The organism is Vreelandella sp. ssv, assembly GCF_059448525.1.
Window position 1 is genome coordinate 2323949 of record NZ_CM182545.1, and the last position, 15830, is coordinate 2339778.

At 51.6% G+C, this 15830-nt stretch carries 12 protein-coding genes; 3 read left to right on the forward strand and 9 right to left on the reverse strand.

Going from position 1 to position 15830, the window contains the following annotated elements:
* Positions 1 to 13: 13 nt before the first annotated feature.
* The gene (locus AC5TBW_RS10690) at positions 14 to 943 is read left to right on the forward strand and encodes a PA2778 family cysteine peptidase (RefSeq protein WP_495511951.1); all 930 of its coding nucleotides are present in this window, start codon (positions 14 to 16) and stop codon (positions 941 to 943) included.
* A gap of 369 nt (positions 944 to 1312) precedes the next feature.
* Positions 1313 to 2419 (forward strand): GGDEF domain-containing protein, encoded by a 1107-nt coding sequence (locus AC5TBW_RS10695; protein ID WP_495508562.1) that lies wholly within the window; start codon positions 1313 to 1315, stop codon positions 2417 to 2419.
* 22 nt (positions 2420 to 2441) lie between these two features.
* On the opposite strand, the gene sthA is transcribed toward AC5TBW_RS10695, so the two are convergent.
* From sthA to AC5TBW_RS10740, 9 genes are all read right to left on the reverse strand, one after another.
* Positions 2442 to 3833 (reverse strand): Si-specific NAD(P)(+) transhydrogenase, encoded by a 1392-nt coding sequence (gene sthA, locus AC5TBW_RS10700; RefSeq protein ID WP_495508563.1) that lies wholly within the window; start codon positions 3831 to 3833, stop codon positions 2442 to 2444.
* A gap of 64 nt (positions 3834 to 3897) precedes the next feature.
* The gene (gene nqrM, locus AC5TBW_RS10705; protein WP_022523176.1) at positions 3898 to 4152 is read right to left on the reverse strand and encodes a (Na+)-NQR maturation NqrM; all 255 of its coding nucleotides are present in this window, start codon (positions 4150 to 4152) and stop codon (positions 3898 to 3900) included.
* A gap of 233 nt (positions 4153 to 4385) precedes the next feature.
* Positions 4386 to 5618, reverse strand: coding sequence for an NADH:ubiquinone reductase (Na(+)-transporting) subunit F (gene nqrF, locus AC5TBW_RS10710; RefSeq protein WP_495508564.1), 1233 nt, complete (start codon positions 5616 to 5618; stop codon positions 4386 to 4388).
* Positions 5619 to 5690: 72 nt separating this feature from the next.
* A complete protein-coding gene (gene nqrE / locus AC5TBW_RS10715) occupies positions 5691 to 6308 on the reverse strand; it encodes an NADH:ubiquinone reductase (Na(+)-transporting) subunit E (RefSeq protein WP_240719763.1) in 618 nt (205 codons plus the stop codon).
* Between the two features lies 1 nt (position 6309).
* Positions 6310 to 6978 (reverse strand): NADH:ubiquinone reductase (Na(+)-transporting) subunit D, encoded by a 669-nt coding sequence (locus tag AC5TBW_RS10720; protein WP_133732372.1) that lies wholly within the window; start codon positions 6976 to 6978, stop codon positions 6310 to 6312.
* A 2-nt stretch (positions 6979 to 6980) separates the two neighbouring features.
* Complete coding sequence (locus AC5TBW_RS10725) at positions 6981 to 7802, reverse strand: Na(+)-translocating NADH-quinone reductase subunit C (protein WP_495508565.1); 822 nt, start codon at positions 7800 to 7802, stop codon at positions 6981 to 6983.
* A complete protein-coding gene (locus AC5TBW_RS10730) occupies positions 7802 to 9028 on the reverse strand; it encodes an NADH:ubiquinone reductase (Na(+)-transporting) subunit B (RefSeq protein ID WP_495508566.1) in 1227 nt (408 codons plus the stop codon). Before AC5TBW_RS10730 ends, AC5TBW_RS10725 begins: the two co-directional genes overlap by 1 nt.
* Positions 9028 to 10377: a Na(+)-translocating NADH-quinone reductase subunit A gene (locus tag AC5TBW_RS10735; RefSeq protein WP_495508567.1), complete on the reverse strand. Its 1350-nt coding sequence runs from the start codon at positions 10375 to 10377 to the stop codon at positions 9028 to 9030. The genes AC5TBW_RS10730 and AC5TBW_RS10735 overlap by 1 nt, the downstream gene beginning before the upstream one ends.
* A 307-nt stretch (positions 10378 to 10684) precedes the next feature.
* Complete coding sequence (locus AC5TBW_RS10740; protein ID WP_495508568.1) at positions 10685 to 12139, reverse strand: glyceraldehyde-3-phosphate dehydrogenase; 1455 nt, start codon at positions 12137 to 12139, stop codon at positions 10685 to 10687.
* Between the two features lie 233 nt (positions 12140 to 12372).
* On the opposite strand from AC5TBW_RS10740, the gene mfd reads away from it, so the two are divergent.
* Complete coding sequence (gene mfd / locus AC5TBW_RS10745) at positions 12373 to 15822, forward strand: transcription-repair coupling factor (protein WP_495508569.1); 3450 nt, start codon at positions 12373 to 12375, stop codon at positions 15820 to 15822.
* Positions 15823 to 15830: the final 8 nt, after the last annotated feature.

The window sequence follows — 15830 nt, forward strand, 5'->3', positions numbered from 1 at the left end:
GTTTTTGAATAACATGCTTTCTAACGCCCGCTTCGCGGGCGTTTTTATTATGCTGCTAGTGCTGAGTGGCTGCGCACGAAATCCGGTACTGCTACAAAGTACCTATCAAGCGCTTCCGCCCCACGCCGAAATCACAAGCGTCCCATTTTACGCCCAAACGGAGTTTCAGTGCGGCCCTGCCACGCTGGCGATGGTTCTTAACCATCAAGGCGTCGATACAGATGTTGAGCAATTGATTCCACAAGTGTTCTTACCTGAGCGGGATGGCAGCGTACAGCCAGAAATGCTAGCGACCGTGCGACGCTATGATCAACTCGCTTATCCCATTCGAGGCACCATGGATGCTCTGTTAGGTCATTTGGCAGCAGGCGATCCGGTGGTGGTGATGCAGAATTTATCGCTTCCCATTTACCCGATGTGGCATTACGCGGTGGCCATTGGCTATGATCTTCCCAGTGAGACGCTTATTCTGCGCAGCGGCGAGATTGAACGCCATACGATGTCGTTTAGCCGTTTCGATGCCACCTGGGCGCGCACTGAACGCTGGGGATTTGTCGTTGCCGAACCCGGCACACTACCTGCGGGTATAACCACCCGAAATGCCCTTGAAGCCATCAGTGCCTACGAAGAAACGAACGGCCCTAATGCGGCATTATCAAGCTGGCAAACATTTAGCGAGCACCACCCTACCAATGCTATTGGGCAATTTGCGCTAGGCAACGCGCTGTACGCTGATCAGCAGCCCGAGCAGGCACGCGATGCGTTTAAACAAGCTACCGAACTGGACAACAGCATGGGCGCCGCTTGGCTAAACCTGGGCCTTTTACAGCTACAGCTTGATGAACCGGAGGCTGCAAGAAAGGCGTTAATGCAAGCCGCATCACTAGAAGGCAGTTGGCAAGAAAAAGCGCGCTTAGCTTTAGATGATAAAAAATATCAATAAATATCAATGATTTAAATTAACTAACAATAATAACAAGTAAAAGTATGATTCCGCGATTAGTAAAGTTGTGGGATGGCAGACGCTGTAAGCAAGTGCTTAAGTTACAAAAGGATATCTTCAACGCTGTTCATTGGACTACCTAACCATAAACAGGAGAGGTGCCATGCAGAACTGCCCTTTACAACGGAAGCACTGTTATGAAATCACTTACTTTAGCAACATGCTGTCTCTTATTCGTAGCTCATCACAGAGGGACGTCATCACACTCCGCTCGTTGATTACCTCGTGATGATTTACCGCCTCCTGCATCGGCCATGCAGACGCCTAGCCGCTTTTTTCACCGTCATTCTCTGTGCAATGTCGGTTGTAATGAGCAGCTATGTATATAGTGCATGTCAAAAAGCCAGTGCCGATTACACCTCGCTGGTAAGTGATATTGTGCTGGCTCAGCAAGCCACTCCCAAGCTACGGGCGGCACTTGAAGAAGGCCGCCGCAAACCCAGCAGCGAGCATATAGAGTACATTGATTATTTTATTGCTCTGTCTAAACAGCATCTTAGTAACATCCGAAACAATATTGAGAGCCATCGCTATCTCACTACCGATGTTAAACACCTCGAGCGTGATTTCATTGAGCTTGATAACCGTCTTTCACTCTTAACTCAGCAGGCTCGAGAAGCTCAGCAACGCCCTGAGCTTCTCGACCAATTGCAGCGTGTTGCGATGGAGGTGGGCAGCTCCCAGGCGGAGCTGTATAACCAGTTACTGGATAAGGTTCACACGATTTCCATACAACAACGCAATGCCATGCAGCGGCTATCACTTGCCGTTAGCGTGCTGCTGGTATTAGTCGTCAGTGCCGCTATCACGCTTTGCATGGCGTTTGTCCATTTACATCGCCAGCGTAACTTGATGCATCAACTGATACTAACCGATGAATTAACCGGGCTTTATAATCGCCGCCATTTAGTGAAGGCAGCGTTCGCAGCACTCACCCAATCGCAGCGCGATAATACGCCTCTCAGTCTGCTGCTGTTGGATTTAGATTATTTTAAACAAATCAATGATACCTATGGGCACCCTACTGGGGATGAGGTACTGCGACAAATCAGTAAAAAGCTGCGTCAGCTCAGCCGACCATCGGATACATTAGCGCGAATAGGGGGTGAGGAGTTTTGTTTATTAATGCCCAACACTAGCACTCACGATGCGCTGCAAGCGGCAGATAGGCTGCGCCTAGAGATTGAAGGAACCAAGCTGGTAGGACTCGCCTTTCACGCCAACCCAACCATTAGCATTGGCGTAACAACAGGCGATGGCGGTTCGCTGACATTTGAGCAACTTTACTCTTTTGCTGATAAAGCGCTCTACCAAGCTAAATCGCTGGGTCGCAATCGCGTTGAAAGCGTGTTGCCACCCGCCTCTCCAACATCAGATAATGCAGAAGAGGCTTATGCCCAATCGGTTATCAGCTAAACCCTGCCGACTTTCAAAACCTCTAAAAGACCCGATTTAAGCCATTCTGTGCGGCCACACGGTAGGCTTCTGCCATTGTTGGGTAGTTAAACGTCGTATTAACAAAATACTTAAGCGTATTAGCTTCACCCTTCTGCTGCATAATCGCTTGCCCGATATGCAGAATTTCAGACGCCTGGTCACCAAAACAGTGTATCCCGAGTATCTCCAAGGTGTCTTGATGGAACAATATTTTAAGCATACCCACGGTATCGCCGGTAATTTGCGCGCGCGCGGTGTCTTTGAAGAAGGCTTTACCTACTTCGTAAGGCACTTTTGCTTCGGTTAACTCACGTTCATTTGGTCCAAACGAGCTAATCTCAGGGATGGTATAAATACCGGTGGGCACATCACTGACAAAGCGATACTCCTTATCCAGCAGCTCGTTGCATGAATTAAGGCCTTGATCGTAGGCAGCGCTCGCTAAACTTGGCCATCCAATAACGTCGCCCGCTGCATAAACATGGGATACTTCGGTACGGTAGTGCTCATCAACGCTTAACTGGCCTCGCCCGTTGGCCTTTAAACCAATATTTTCAAGGCCTAGGCTATCGGTATTACCCGTACGCCCGTTGGCCCACAAAAAGGCATCAGCGCGAATTTTCTTCCCCGACTTGAGTCGCACGATGACGCCTGATTCATCGCCTTCAACACTCTCATACTCTTCATTATGGCGGACCAACACGCCGTGCTTCCGCAAATGGTAGGAGAGCGCATCGCTGATCTCATCGTCCAAGAATGACAGTAGGCTGCCTCGGTTATTGATGAGATCAACCTTGACGCCTAATCCCGAAAATATCGACGCGTATTCACAGCCAATGACCCCTGCCCCAAAAATTACCAGGGTGCGCGGCGTGTGCGAAAGGCTCAAGATGGTATCGGAACAGTAAATACGCGGATGGCGGAAGTTAATATTCGCCGGGCGATAGGGACGCGAGCCGGTGGCAATGACAATTTTCTTGGCCACAAGCTCTTCCATGCCTTCCTGACGGTCACGTACGACCAGAGTGTGCTCATCTTTAAAACGGGCGAGACCATGGAACAGGTCGATACGATTACGCGCATAAAACGTGGTGCGCATTTCGACCTGCTTGTCGATGGTGCCTCTTGAACGTTCCATCACCTTGGGAAAAGAAAACCAACGTGGTTCACCAATATCGCGAAACATGCGGTTCGTGTTGAACGCCATGATCTGTTTGACCTGATGGCGCAACGCTTTGGAAGGAATAGTGCCCCAATGAGTACAGTTACCGCCTACCTGAGCCTGCTTCTCAATGATCGCTACCCGCTTTCCATGCTTTGCCGCATTGATTGCAGCGCTTTCGCCTGCAGGCCCCGTACCGATCACCACGACATCGTAATTGTGAACCGCCATGCTTAACTGCGTCCCCTTGCTATATTTGATCAATCATCGTGCCATTGCATACACTGCAGCCTTGTTAGCGACGTGTCGCGTCATACCCCAAATCGGCACCACGGCTTTCGTCGCTCCGGCGGCGCACACCACCACGCTTGCGGTTCTCTTCTTCACAAACCTCATCTTTGCCGCCGCAGATATCGCAGCCGTCCTTCATGCCTATTTGGTTCAAGCCGCCGCAAGAACCGGCAATTGGTTTGCGGCCCATAATGACGCCAACGGCCATCGCACCCATAATCAGTGCCATGAAACCGAATACCAGTAGCCAAATCGTCATATCAACCTCCCAGCATTAGATTGTCTTGCTTTAAATTATTGGCCTTACCTGCCGACCACAGCCGTAGCGATAAGTGCCTCACGTTTATTCATCAATACAGTGATTATACCTGAGCCAAGCCTCTCTTATCAGCGCGGTAATGCGTCATTTCACTTCACACGTGCTTATAAACAAACGGGGCCAGCCAAAAGGCCAGCCCCGCTTACAGCGACTATCGACACTACGTCGACTGTTTAACCACCGAAATCATCCAGTAGGATATTTTCTGGTTCAACGCCCATATCAAGCAGCAGCTTAATGACTGAGGCGTTCATCATCGGCGGACCACACATGTAGTACTCGCAATCTTCAGGTGCCGGATGGTCCTTAAGATAGTTTTCGTACAGCACGTTATGGATAAAGCCTGTCGGCCCTTCCCAGTTATCTTCCGGCTGTGGATCAGAAAGTGCTAAGTGCCACTCGAAGTTCGGGAACTCTTCGGCTAACTGATCATACTCTTCATTATAGAAGGTCTCACGCCAGGAGCGTGCACCGTACCAGAAGCTAATCTTGCGATCAGACTTCAAGCGCTTCAACTGATCAAAGATATGACTACGCATAGGCGCCATACCCGCACCACCACCGATAAAGATCATTTCGGCTTCAGTGTCACGAGCAAAGAACTCACCGAACGGCCCCATAACGGTAACCTTGTCGCCCTCTTTAAGGTTGAAGACGAAGGTAGACATCAGGCCAGGCGGATGATTAGTACCAGGAGGCGGTGTCGCGATACGAATGTTGAACTTGAGGATACCCTTCTCATCCGGATAGTTCGCCATCGAGTAAGCGCGAATCACTTCCTCGTTGTTCTTATGGGAAATTTTGAACATATCAAATTTTTCCCAATCACCACGATAGTCTTCCTCAATATCAAAATCAGCGAACTTGATATCGTAGGGCGGTGCAACGAGCTGTACATAACCACCTGCACGGAAGGCAACTTCTTCACCCTCAGGCAGCTTCAGGTTCAGCTCTTTGATAAAGGTGGCAACGTTGGGGTTGGCAACAACCTCGCATTCCCACTTTTTAACACCAAACACTTCTTCAGGCACTTCGACTTTCATGTCCTGTTTGACAGGTACCTGACAAGAGAGGCGCCAGCCCTCTTTCTTCTCACGCATGGTGAAGTGCGACTCTTCAGTCGGCAGAATAGAGCCACCGCCCTCTTCCACACGGCACTTACACTGAGCACAAGAACCACCGCCACCACAGGCGGAAGAGAGAAAAATACCGTTAGCAGCAAGCGTATTTAGCAGCTTGCCACCAGCCTGGGTTTTCAAAGTGTGCTCGGGATCGCCGTTGACCTCAATGGTCACGTCCCCGCTACTCACTAGCTTGCTGCGCGCTGCCAGAATGATCGCCGTTAAGCTAATAACGATGACCGTGAACATGACAACACCGAGCAAGATGACTGTTGTATCAACCATGTCGGTTTCCTATTGCTGGAGGTTTTCTATTACCCAGCGGTGTTGAACACCGCTGGGAAAAACCGGCTCCGATTAAAGCTGAATGCCTGAGAAGGACATAAAGCCCAACGACATTAGCCCCACGGTGATGAAAGTAATGCCCAGCCCTTGGAGGCCACCCGGCACATCGCTGTACTTCAGTTTTTCACGAATACCCGCCAGGGCGGCAATAGCCAGTGCCCAACCGGTGCCCGCGCCGAAGCCATATACCACGGCTTCACCAAAGTTATAGCTACGCTCTACCATGAACAGTACGCCACCAAGAATGGCGCAGTTAACAGTAATCAGCGGCAGGAATACACCCAGCGCGTTGTAGAGCGACGGCACGTACTTATCAAGGAACATCTCCATGATCTGAACGAGTGCAGCAATAACACCGATGTAGGAGAGTAGACCCAGGAACGATAGGTCAATGTTTTCAGCACCACTGATACCGGTCCATGTCAGCGCACCTTCTTGTAGCAAGTAGGTGAATACTAGGTTGTTCACCGGCACCGTAACGGTTAATACAACGATTACGGCAATACCCAGACCAATCGCTGAGGAGACTTTTTTGGATACTGCCAAAAAAGTACACATCCCCAAAAAGAAAGCCAGTGCCATGTTTTCAACAAACACCGAGGCAACAAAAAGACTCAGATAATGTTCCATGTTACACGGCCTCCTTGGGTTTGGTGTTTTCCTTCATTTTGAACTCATTATCTTCTACTTGCTCTGGGTTGACGGAGCGCATCACCCAGATCAGCAGGCCGATAATGAAGAACGCTGAAGGAGGCAATAACAGCAAGCCATTCGGAACGTACCAGCCACCATTTTGAACGGTCTGGAGGATAGTGATACCGAATACGCTACCTGCACCTAGCAGCTCACGGAAGAAACCTACCACCATGAGGACAAAGCCATAACCAAGGCCGTTGCCGATACCGTCTAAAAAAGACATGCCAGGCGTGTTTGACATCGCAAAACCCTCTGCACGTCCCATGACGATACAGTTAGTAATGATCAGACCAACAAACACCGACAGCTGTTTAGACATTTCATAGGCATAGGCTTTCAAAATCTGATCTACCACGATTACCAGAGAGGCAATAATGGTCATCTGCACGATGATACGGATCGAGGAAGGAATGTGGTTCCTGATCAGCGATACGAATAGATTAGAAAATGCCGTTACGAAAATAACCGCCAGCGCCATAACGAGCGATACGCTCATGCTGGTGGTTACCGCAAGTGCCGAACAGATCCCCAGAATTTGCAGCGCAATGGGGTTGTTCTGGAAAATCGGCGCGGTTAAAACGCCTTTTGCATTTACGTCCGCCATGATCAGGCCCCCTCAACGTCTTCGAAGTTGGTATCAGTCTCTTCGGCGTCTTCCGGCTCAGTGCCACTGCGGAATTTAGCCAAATAGGGACCGAAAGCCTCTTCGCTTAACCAGAATTGCAGCATGTTAGTCACGCCATTACTGGTAAGCGTAGCACCAGATAGCGCATCCACTTCGTATTCGCTGCTAGCACCGCCTTTGGTCAGGTGAATTTCCGGTGAGAGATCGCCCTCTTCATCGTAAATTTTCTTACCTTCCCACTGTGCTTGCCAGCGCGGATTGTTGACTTCAGCGCCAAGACCCGGCGTTTCGCTGTGCTCGTAGTAAGTGATACTGACAATGGTATTGCCGTCACCCTCTACTGCCAGGAAGCCACGCATCAGGCCCCAAAGACCTTGACCACGAATAGGTAGCACGATCTGTTCCGGGTCCTCTTCCCCGCCAATCAGGTAAACCGTGGCGTAGTTTTCGACCCGTGATAGACCTGCGATATCCTGATCACCGGAAAGCGTGCGACCTGAAGCAGGGTCACGGGCAGCTTCAAAACTGTCGTAGGTCTCGGGATCAAACTCATCGGAGTACTCACCGGTATCGAGGTCTACGACTCGCGCAGTGATTTGCTCGCCAAACACCTCTTCAACGTCCATGCCCGGCTCGTAAAGCTTGGCGACGTTCAAGATATTGGTTTTACGGTCGAGTTCCTGGTTAAGCTGCTGCATGGGTCGCAAGGCGACCGCCGCCGTCGAGACGATGACGGAGCACACGATGCACAGTGCAAACGCCACAATCAGGACTTTCTTGATGGAGTTATTACCTTGTGCCATTAGGCAGTCTCCTCGGCCGGAACGCCGGTACGCTTGACGCGGCGCTTGATGTTGGCCTGGACGAAGAAATGGTCAATCAGCGGTGCAAACAGGTTAGCAAACAGAATCGCCAACATGATGCCTTCCGGGAAAGCCGGGTTCACAACGCGAATCAAGACAGTCATTACACCAATCAGCGCCCCAAATATCAGACGGCCTTGGTTGGTCATAGACGCTGACACTGGATCAGTTGCCATGAACACCATACCAAACGCAAAACCACCGATCACCAAATGCCAGTACCACGGCATGGCGAACATCGCATTGGTATCAGAACCGATCAGATTGAACAGCGTGCTGGTAGCCACCATACCGAGGAAAACCCCCAACATGATTCGCCACGAGGCAATCCGGGTCCATAGCAGCACGGCTGCGCCGACAAAGATCGCCAGTGTTGAAACCTCGCCCACTGAACCGGGGATAAAGCCTATAAAGGCATCCCACCAGCTAAAAGTGTCCGTCAGCGCAGACATACCGTCCTGGAAGGCCAGCGAAAGCGCCGTCGCACCGGTATAGCCGTCAGCAGCTACCCATACAGAATCGCCGGAGATCTGTGCCGGATAAGCAAAGTAAAGAAATGCACGACCGGTAAGCGCAGGGTTCAGGAAGTTCTTTCCTGTACCACCAAAAATCTCTTTACCGATCACCACACCAAAGGTGATACCCAGAGCCACCTGCCAAAGCGGAATCGTTGCAGGCAGTATCAGGGCAAACAATACGGAAGTCACAAAGAAACCTTCATTGACTTCATGACCGCGCTTGATAGCAAACAGTACTTCCCAGAAACCACCGACCACAAAGGTGACCAGGTAGATAGGCAAGAAGTAAGTAGCACCAAGAACTAAGTTGGCCCACAGGCTGCTGGCATCGTGCCCAGACGCCAAGGTCATTAGAATCGCTTCACGCCAGCCACCCATTGAAGCGTAGCCTGCATCAATCGCCGTATTGGCCTGCCAGCCGGCATTCCACATGCCGAATAACATTGCCGGGAAGGTACACAGCCATACGGTAATCATGATGCGTTTAAGATCGATACCGTCACGCACGTGGGCAGTGGTTTTAGCCACGCTCGGCGGTGAGTAAAAAATGGTATCTACCGCTTCAAATAACGGATAGAACTTTTCGTACTTTCCGCCTTTGTGGAAATGCGGCTCGATATTTTGGAGTGTTTGTTGAATACCCATCATCAGGCCTCTTTCTCGATCATGGAGAGATTGTCACGCAGGATGGGGCCATATTCGTATTTGCCAGGGCAAACATACGTGCACAGCGCCAGATCCTCTTCGTCCAGCTCCAAACACCCAAGCTGCATAGCAACCTCAATGTCGCCCACGATCAGCGAACGCAGTAGCTGAGTTGGCATGATATCCAACGGCATCACAGTCTCATAGACACCTACCGGCACCATCGCCCGCTCGGAGCCATTGGTGGAGGTAGTCGGCGCATAGTTATGCAGGCCCTTGATCTTGGAAATATAAATACCCAAGACAGAGTGGCGATTAGCACCGGGAGAGAGCCAACCCATAAACGTACGCTTATTGCCTTCTTCCAGCAAACTCACTTGATTGCTGAAGCGGCCAAGGTAGGTCAACTTACCTTCAGCGGCAAAACCAGAGAATACCGAACCAGAGATAACGCGGGTGTCATCGGGTTTGATGACTTCACCGGACAGGAGTTCATCGGTACTAGCGCCGACACGCGTACGTATCAGGCGAGGATTTTCAGCACGCGGCCCACCAATGGCGACCACTCGGCTCATATCCAGCTTACCTTCCACAAACAGCTTTCCGAACGCGATCACGTCCTGATAACCGATGTGCCACACTTTTTTATGCAGTGCGACCGGAGAGAGATAATGGATATGAGTACCGACTAGACCAGCCGGATGTGGCCCAGCAAAGCTTTCGGTTTTAACACCCTCTACATCACCACCTGGAATTGAGGCGTTTTCACCCTTACACAGGAAGACGTTGCCCTCGGTCAGGCGCGCTAACACCTTGAGGCCATCTTCAAATGCCTGAGACTGCTCATTGATGATCAGTGCAGGATCAGGACTAAGCGGGTGAGTATCCACGGCGGTGACAAAAATATCGACCGGGGTGCTATCAATAGCCGGAGTACGCGAGAAAGGACGGGTACGTAATGCCGTCCAAAGTCCCGATTCTACCAGTTGGTCGACAACGACCTGACGCTCAAGCTGTGCAATAGCACTACGATCATGAGCAGCGAATTCAACCGCTTCCTCAGTTTCGTCTACTTTGATTACGACAGATAATAATCGACGCTTTTCGCCACGGTTAATTGCAAGCACTTCACCGGCAGCAGGCGCTGTATAGCGCACACCATCAATTTTCTTATCGGTGAAGAGCAATTGGCCTAGTTTGACCTTATCCCCTTCCTGAACTTCCATGGTTGGCTTCATGCCAACGTAGTCGGTACCCAGGATTGCCACATGGCGCACAGACCGCGCATCTTCAATACGCTGCTCGGGCGCTCCCGTGATGGGGAGATCCAGGCCTTTTTTGACTTCGATCATAGTCTCGCCCAGTTGTTGGATCGGATATACGAAGGTATGGGGTTCGAATGCTTATTTTCTGCTCAGCGAATTGTTGTTTTCTGCTCAGATTGTTACCAGTCCGGCCCAAGCAGCACTTGAACCACCCCGAAAAATCCATCTTATTATAAAGATAAGCGCGTCCAATGACCACATCCCTGATGATCGCCAAAAGTGCTATATACATTGGCAAAAGGCACCCTCAAGGCAAAAAAAAACGCCACCCGAAGGTGGCGTTGCATCAACATTAAAGCTGGGAGCCCTGCAGTGAGGCTGCTCCAGCGATATTCTAGCGTGGCAGTTTCAAAAAACGAACATTAGACATTTGCTGCAAAATACGCACGACTTGGCAGCTATAGCCAAATTCATTGTCATACCACACATAGATAACCGCATGATGACCATTAGCAATAGTGGCTTTAGCATCGACAATACCCGCATGGCGATTGCCTACGAAGTCAGATGACACCACTTCAGCTGAATCAACAAAGTCGATCTGCTTCTGGTAGCCAGACTCAATCGACATACGACGCAAATAATCATTTAGCGCAACAGCGTCCGTCGTTTTATCCAGGGTCAGATTAAGAATGGCCATGGAAACGTTGGGGATCGGTACGCGAATGGCGTTGCCAGTCAGCTTACCTTCAAGCTCAGGCAACGCTTTTGAAACAGCTTTAGCCGCACCTGTTTCGGTTAATACCATGTTCAACGCCGCACTACGGCCGCGACGATCACCTTTGTGATAGTTATCGATCAAATTCTGGTCGTTGGTGTATGCATGCACGGTCTCTACGTGACCATTTACCACGCCATACTGATCGTTTAGCACCTTCAATACCGGCACGATAGCGTTGGTAGTACACGATGCAGCAGAAACGATAAGGTCGTTATCGCCGATAGATTCGTGATTAATGCCGTAAACGATATTTTTGATGTCACCTTTACCCGGCGCCGTTAGCAGCGCTTTGGCAGCCCCCTTACACTTCAAGTGCTGACCCAGGCCCTCTTCATCACGCCAAATACCGGTATTATCAACGATAACGGCGTTATTAATGTCGTAGGCGGTGTAGTCGATCTCACTCGGTGAATCGGCATAAATAACCTGAATAACATTGCCATTCACGGTAAGCGTGCGCGCCTCAGCATCGACCATGATGGTGCCATCGAAGGGGCCGTGCACGGAATCACGACGCAGCAGACTGGCGCGCTTTTCAAGATCTTTAGCCACATCGCCACGCCCGCGAACCACGATAGCGCGCAACCGCAGCAAATTACCGCCACCGGCTTTCTCCACCATCACTCGTGCCAGCAAACGGCCGATACGCCCGAAACCATAAAGCACAACATCCTGTGGCTCGCCGGTGCTGGCGCCAGGCTGATAGCCATCAATAATTTCATGTAGCTCTTTGCGCAGAAAGGCCTCTACATCTCCGCCGCCTTGGCGCTTGAACATCACCCCTAATTTGCCCACATCGACATGCGCAGGACCGAGATTTAACTCGACCATCGCTTTCACGATGGGGTAGGTATCTTCGACGGAGAGCTCAGTACCCTCTATTTTCCGCACGAAACGGTGGTCTTTAAGAATACGAATGACCGACCGTTTAATAAGCGAACGTCCGAACATGGTGGCAACGACATTATTCTGACGATAGAGCTGCCCTACCAATGGGATCATCTGCTCCGCCAAGGCTTCGTTGCCTTGCCATTCTTGAAAAACGTTTTCGAGCGCTTGCTGACTCACGTGCGGCCTCATCAGGTAATGGACAATATTTGTGACACATTATCCGGGGCGAGCGCAGTCATCGCAATGAAAGGATAGTCGCACAACATGTAGGGGTATTACAGAAATGCCAATCTCACTACAAAACGCCTTTTAGACAGATTAACCCGCTACCTAAAGCCGCGGCACTCTAACTGAAACGGGTGATCGTGTATGATCTGTTTTCCGTTTCAGCGCAAAACGATATCTTGCTTATGCCGACTTTCTCACTGCTCGAACCACCCCAGCCCCAAGGGACTCGCGATACTCTCTACTGGTCATCGCCACCGGGCAGCGCGACTGCTCTGGCTATTTCGCGCGTGGCCAAGCACGCCCCGCTATTGGTGATCACCCCCAATACGGCCAGTGCACAGCGCCTGGAGCAAGACCTCTACTTTTATAGCGATGTTCCGGTACTGCCTTTCCCCGACTGGGAAACGCTGCCCTACGATAGCTTTTCGCCCCATCAAGACATTGTCTCTGCGAGACTGCGCACCCTGCGCCAGCTTCAAGATGGCGTGCGCGGTATTGTATTGGTGCCGATCAATACGCTGATGCAACGTTTACCGCCGGTGGAGTATATTGCCGGGCGGGTAATGACGCTCAAAACCGGCGAGCGATTAAATCGCGAAGCGTTCCGGGAATCACTTTCGCGGGCCGGTTATCGCGCTGTGGAAACAGTATATGAACCTGGCGAATACGCCATGCGCGGGGCGTTGATTGACCTATTTGCGATGGGCATGGACGAGCCAATCCGCATCGACCTGTTTGACGATGAAATCGATACACTGCGTCACTTCGATCCCGGCAGCCAGCGCTCAACCGATAAACTTGAGACGCTGGAGTTACTGCCCGCCCACGAATACTCGCTGAGCCGCAGCGCCATCGCCTGCTTTCGTGAGCAGTTTGAAACCCTCTTTGATGTCGATCCGCGCCAGTGCCCCCTTTATAACGATGCATTAAAGGGCATTCCCTCACCGGGCCTTGAGCACTATCTCCCGCTGTTTTTCGAGCAGACTGCCTCGCTGTTTGAGCACCTAACCGACGATACCCGGGTAGCACTCCTGCCAGGGGTTTTTGATGCCGCCGAGCAGCATTGGCAATCCATCGACGCCCGCTACGTTAACCTGGGCGTCGACCCGACCCGCCCATTGCTGCCTCCGCACCGGGCGTTTTTCCCGGTCAGTGATGTTTTTTCGGCTATAAAGGCTCGTCCGCGTATAGAGCTGACTGAGGATAGCGAGCAGCGCCATGCCCACCTGCCTGAAGCGGCACCGCTGCCTACACTCTCTATCAATGCCCGCGCTAAGCAGCCGCTTGGCGAACTGACTGCATTTTTGAAGTCTCATGCCGACACCCGAGTGCTGTTTGTCGCCGAATCAAGGGGCCGCCGCGAAGCGCTGGAAGAGATATTGGCGCCACTTAAGCTCTCGCTCTCGCATACCGACAGCTTTCATGATTTTCTCGCCAGCGATCACACCTATGCCATTACCGAAGGCTTGGTGGACAGCGGGCTATGGCTGAACACTCTTAGCGTTGCGGTGATCAGCGAGACAGAGCTGTTTGGCGATGTGGTACGTCAGAGCCGTCGGCGCGAAAAAGCCACCGATGATAACGAGCTAGCGGTACGTCACCTGTCAGAACTGCGCGAAGGCGCGCCGGTGGTTCACCAGGCGCATGGCGTTGGTCGCTATCTAGGCCTGGAAACGTTAGAGGCCGGTGGTCAGGCAAACGAGTTTTTAGCGCTCTCCTACGCCGATGGCGCCAAACTTTACGTACCTGTCGACAGCCTACACATGATCTCCCGCTACAGCGGAGCCGGTGACGAACTGGCGCCACTGCATAAGCTGGGTTCCGATCAGTGGGAAAAAGCTCGCCGCAAAGCCGCCGAGAAGATTCGCGACACGGCCGCCGAACTTTTGGATGTTTACGCGCGCAGGGAAGCTCAACAGGGCGTGGTCTACGAAGCACCAGGCGATGAGTATGTTCGCTTTGCGAGTAACTTCCCGTTTGAGGAGACTCCTGACCAGCATGCGGCCATTGAAGCAGTGATCAGCGACATGACGTCGCCGCAGCCCATGGATCGCGTGGTATGCGGTGATGTAGGTTTTGGTAAAACCGAAGTGGCAATGCGTGCGGCGTTTATCGCCGTGCAGTCAGGTCGCCAGGTAGTGGTTCTCGTGCCTACTACACTGCTGGCGCGCCAGCACTTCGAAAATTTCCGTGACCGCTTTGCCGATACCGCCGTTAATATTGGTTTGATATCTCGCTTCACCAGCGGCAAAGAGGTTACCCAAACCCTAGAGAGTATTAAAAGCGGGCAAACGGATATCGTGATCGGCACCCATAAACTGCTCTCTAAAAGCGTTGAGCTTCCCAAAATGGGACTCCTCATCATCGATGAAGAGCACCGCTTTGGGGTAGCACAGAAAGAGAAGCTCAAAACGCTGCGCGCAGAAGTCGATATTTTGACACTAACCGCGACACCTATTCCGCGTACGCTGAACATGGCGATGAGCGGCATTCGCGATTTGTCGATTATCGCCACCCCGCCCGCCCGTCGCCTATCGGTTAAAACCTTCGTTCAACAGCACGATGCCAGTATTATTAAAGAAGCTCTGCTCCGTGAGATACTGCGCGGCGGTCAGGTCTATGTGCTACACAACGAAGTCAAAACCATTGAGAACAGTGCCGAAAAAATCCGTGAGCTGATTCCTGAAGCGCGCGTGGCCGTTGCCCATGGCCAACTGCCTGAGCGCAGCCTCGAACGCATCATGTCGGACTTCTACCACCGCCGCTTTAACGTGCTGGTGTGCTCGACCATTATCGAAACTGGTATTGATGTGCCTAGCGCTAACACCATCATTATCGAACGCGCTGACAAGTTTGGCTTGGCCCAGCTTCACCAGCTGCGGGGCCGGGTTGGCCGTAGCCACCATCAGGCGTATGCCTATCTGTTAACACCACCGCCCAAATCGATGACCCGAGATGCCATCAAGCGCCTAGAGGCCATTAGCGCTTCTGATGATTTAGGCGCTGGCTTCACCCTGGCCAGTCACGACATGGAAATTCGCGGTGCAGGCGAACTACTCGGTGATGAACAGAGCGGCCAGATGGAAACTATCGGCTATACACTCTATATGGAGATGCTAGATCGTGCGGTGAAGGCCATTCGTTCGGGCAAAACACCCAATATTGATGCGCCCTTCAATACAGGAGTGGAAATTAGCCTCAATCTACCCGCGTTGATTCCAAACGATTACATTCACGATGTACAGCAACGGCTAGTGATGTATAAACGGATTGCCAATACTCAGAGCGATGGCGAACTCAGAGAGCTACAGGTTGAGCTGATCGACCGTTTCGGCCTTCTGCCTGCGCAGTTAAAAAATCTGATTCGCCAAACAAAGCTCCGCCATCGCGCAGAGCAGCTGGGCATCAGCAAGATCGAAGCAGGCGAGAGTCGTGGGCGTGTACTGTTTGATGGCTCGACTCAAGTAGATCCTTTGACCCTGGTGACACTTATCCAGACCTCTCCAAAGCACTACCGTTTGGACGGCTCTGACACCTTAAGATTTGAATTACCTATGGAAAGTGCCGATAAACGCTTCCAGCAACTCGAAAACCTACTCAGCATGCTTAATCAAAAAGTAGCGGCGGCGTGAAGCTTGGG

What these genes read in the sequence shown, in the direction of transcription:
- AC5TBW_RS10690 (WP_495511951.1), top strand. Translation starts at nt 14, where the DNA reads ATGCTTTCTAACGCCCGCTTCGCGGGCGTTTTTATTATGCTGCTAGTG.
- AC5TBW_RS10695 (WP_495508562.1), top strand. Translation starts at nt 1,313, where the DNA reads ATGAGCAGCTATGTATATAGTGCATGTCAAAAAGCCAGTGCCGATTAC.
- sthA (WP_495508563.1), bottom strand. Translation starts at nt 3,833, where the DNA reads ATGGCGGTTCACAATTACGATGTCGTGGTGATCGGTACGGGGCCTGCA.
- nqrM (WP_022523176.1), bottom strand. Translation starts at nt 4,152, where the DNA reads ATGACGATTTGGCTACTGGTATTCGGTTTCATGGCACTGATTATGGGT.
- nqrF (WP_495508564.1), bottom strand. Translation starts at nt 5,618, where the DNA reads ATGGTTGATACAACAGTCATCTTGCTCGGTGTTGTCATGTTCACGGTC.
- nqrE (WP_240719763.1), bottom strand. Translation starts at nt 6,308, where the DNA reads ATGGAACATTATCTGAGTCTTTTTGTTGCCTCGGTGTTTGTTGAAAAC.
- AC5TBW_RS10720 (WP_133732372.1), bottom strand. Translation starts at nt 6,978, where the DNA reads ATGGCGGACGTAAATGCAAAAGGCGTTTTAACCGCGCCGATTTTCCAG.
- AC5TBW_RS10725 (WP_495508565.1), bottom strand. Translation starts at nt 7,802, where the DNA reads ATGGCACAAGGTAATAACTCCATCAAGAAAGTCCTGATTGTGGCGTTT.
- AC5TBW_RS10730 (WP_495508566.1), bottom strand. Translation starts at nt 9,028, where the DNA reads ATGATGGGTATTCAACAAACACTCCAAAATATCGAGCCGCATTTCCAC.
- AC5TBW_RS10735 (WP_495508567.1), bottom strand. Translation starts at nt 10,377, where the DNA reads ATGATCGAAGTCAAAAAAGGCCTGGATCTCCCCATCACGGGAGCGCCC.
- mfd (WP_495508569.1), top strand. Translation starts at nt 12,373, where the DNA reads ATGCCGACTTTCTCACTGCTCGAACCACCCCAGCCCCAAGGGACTCGC.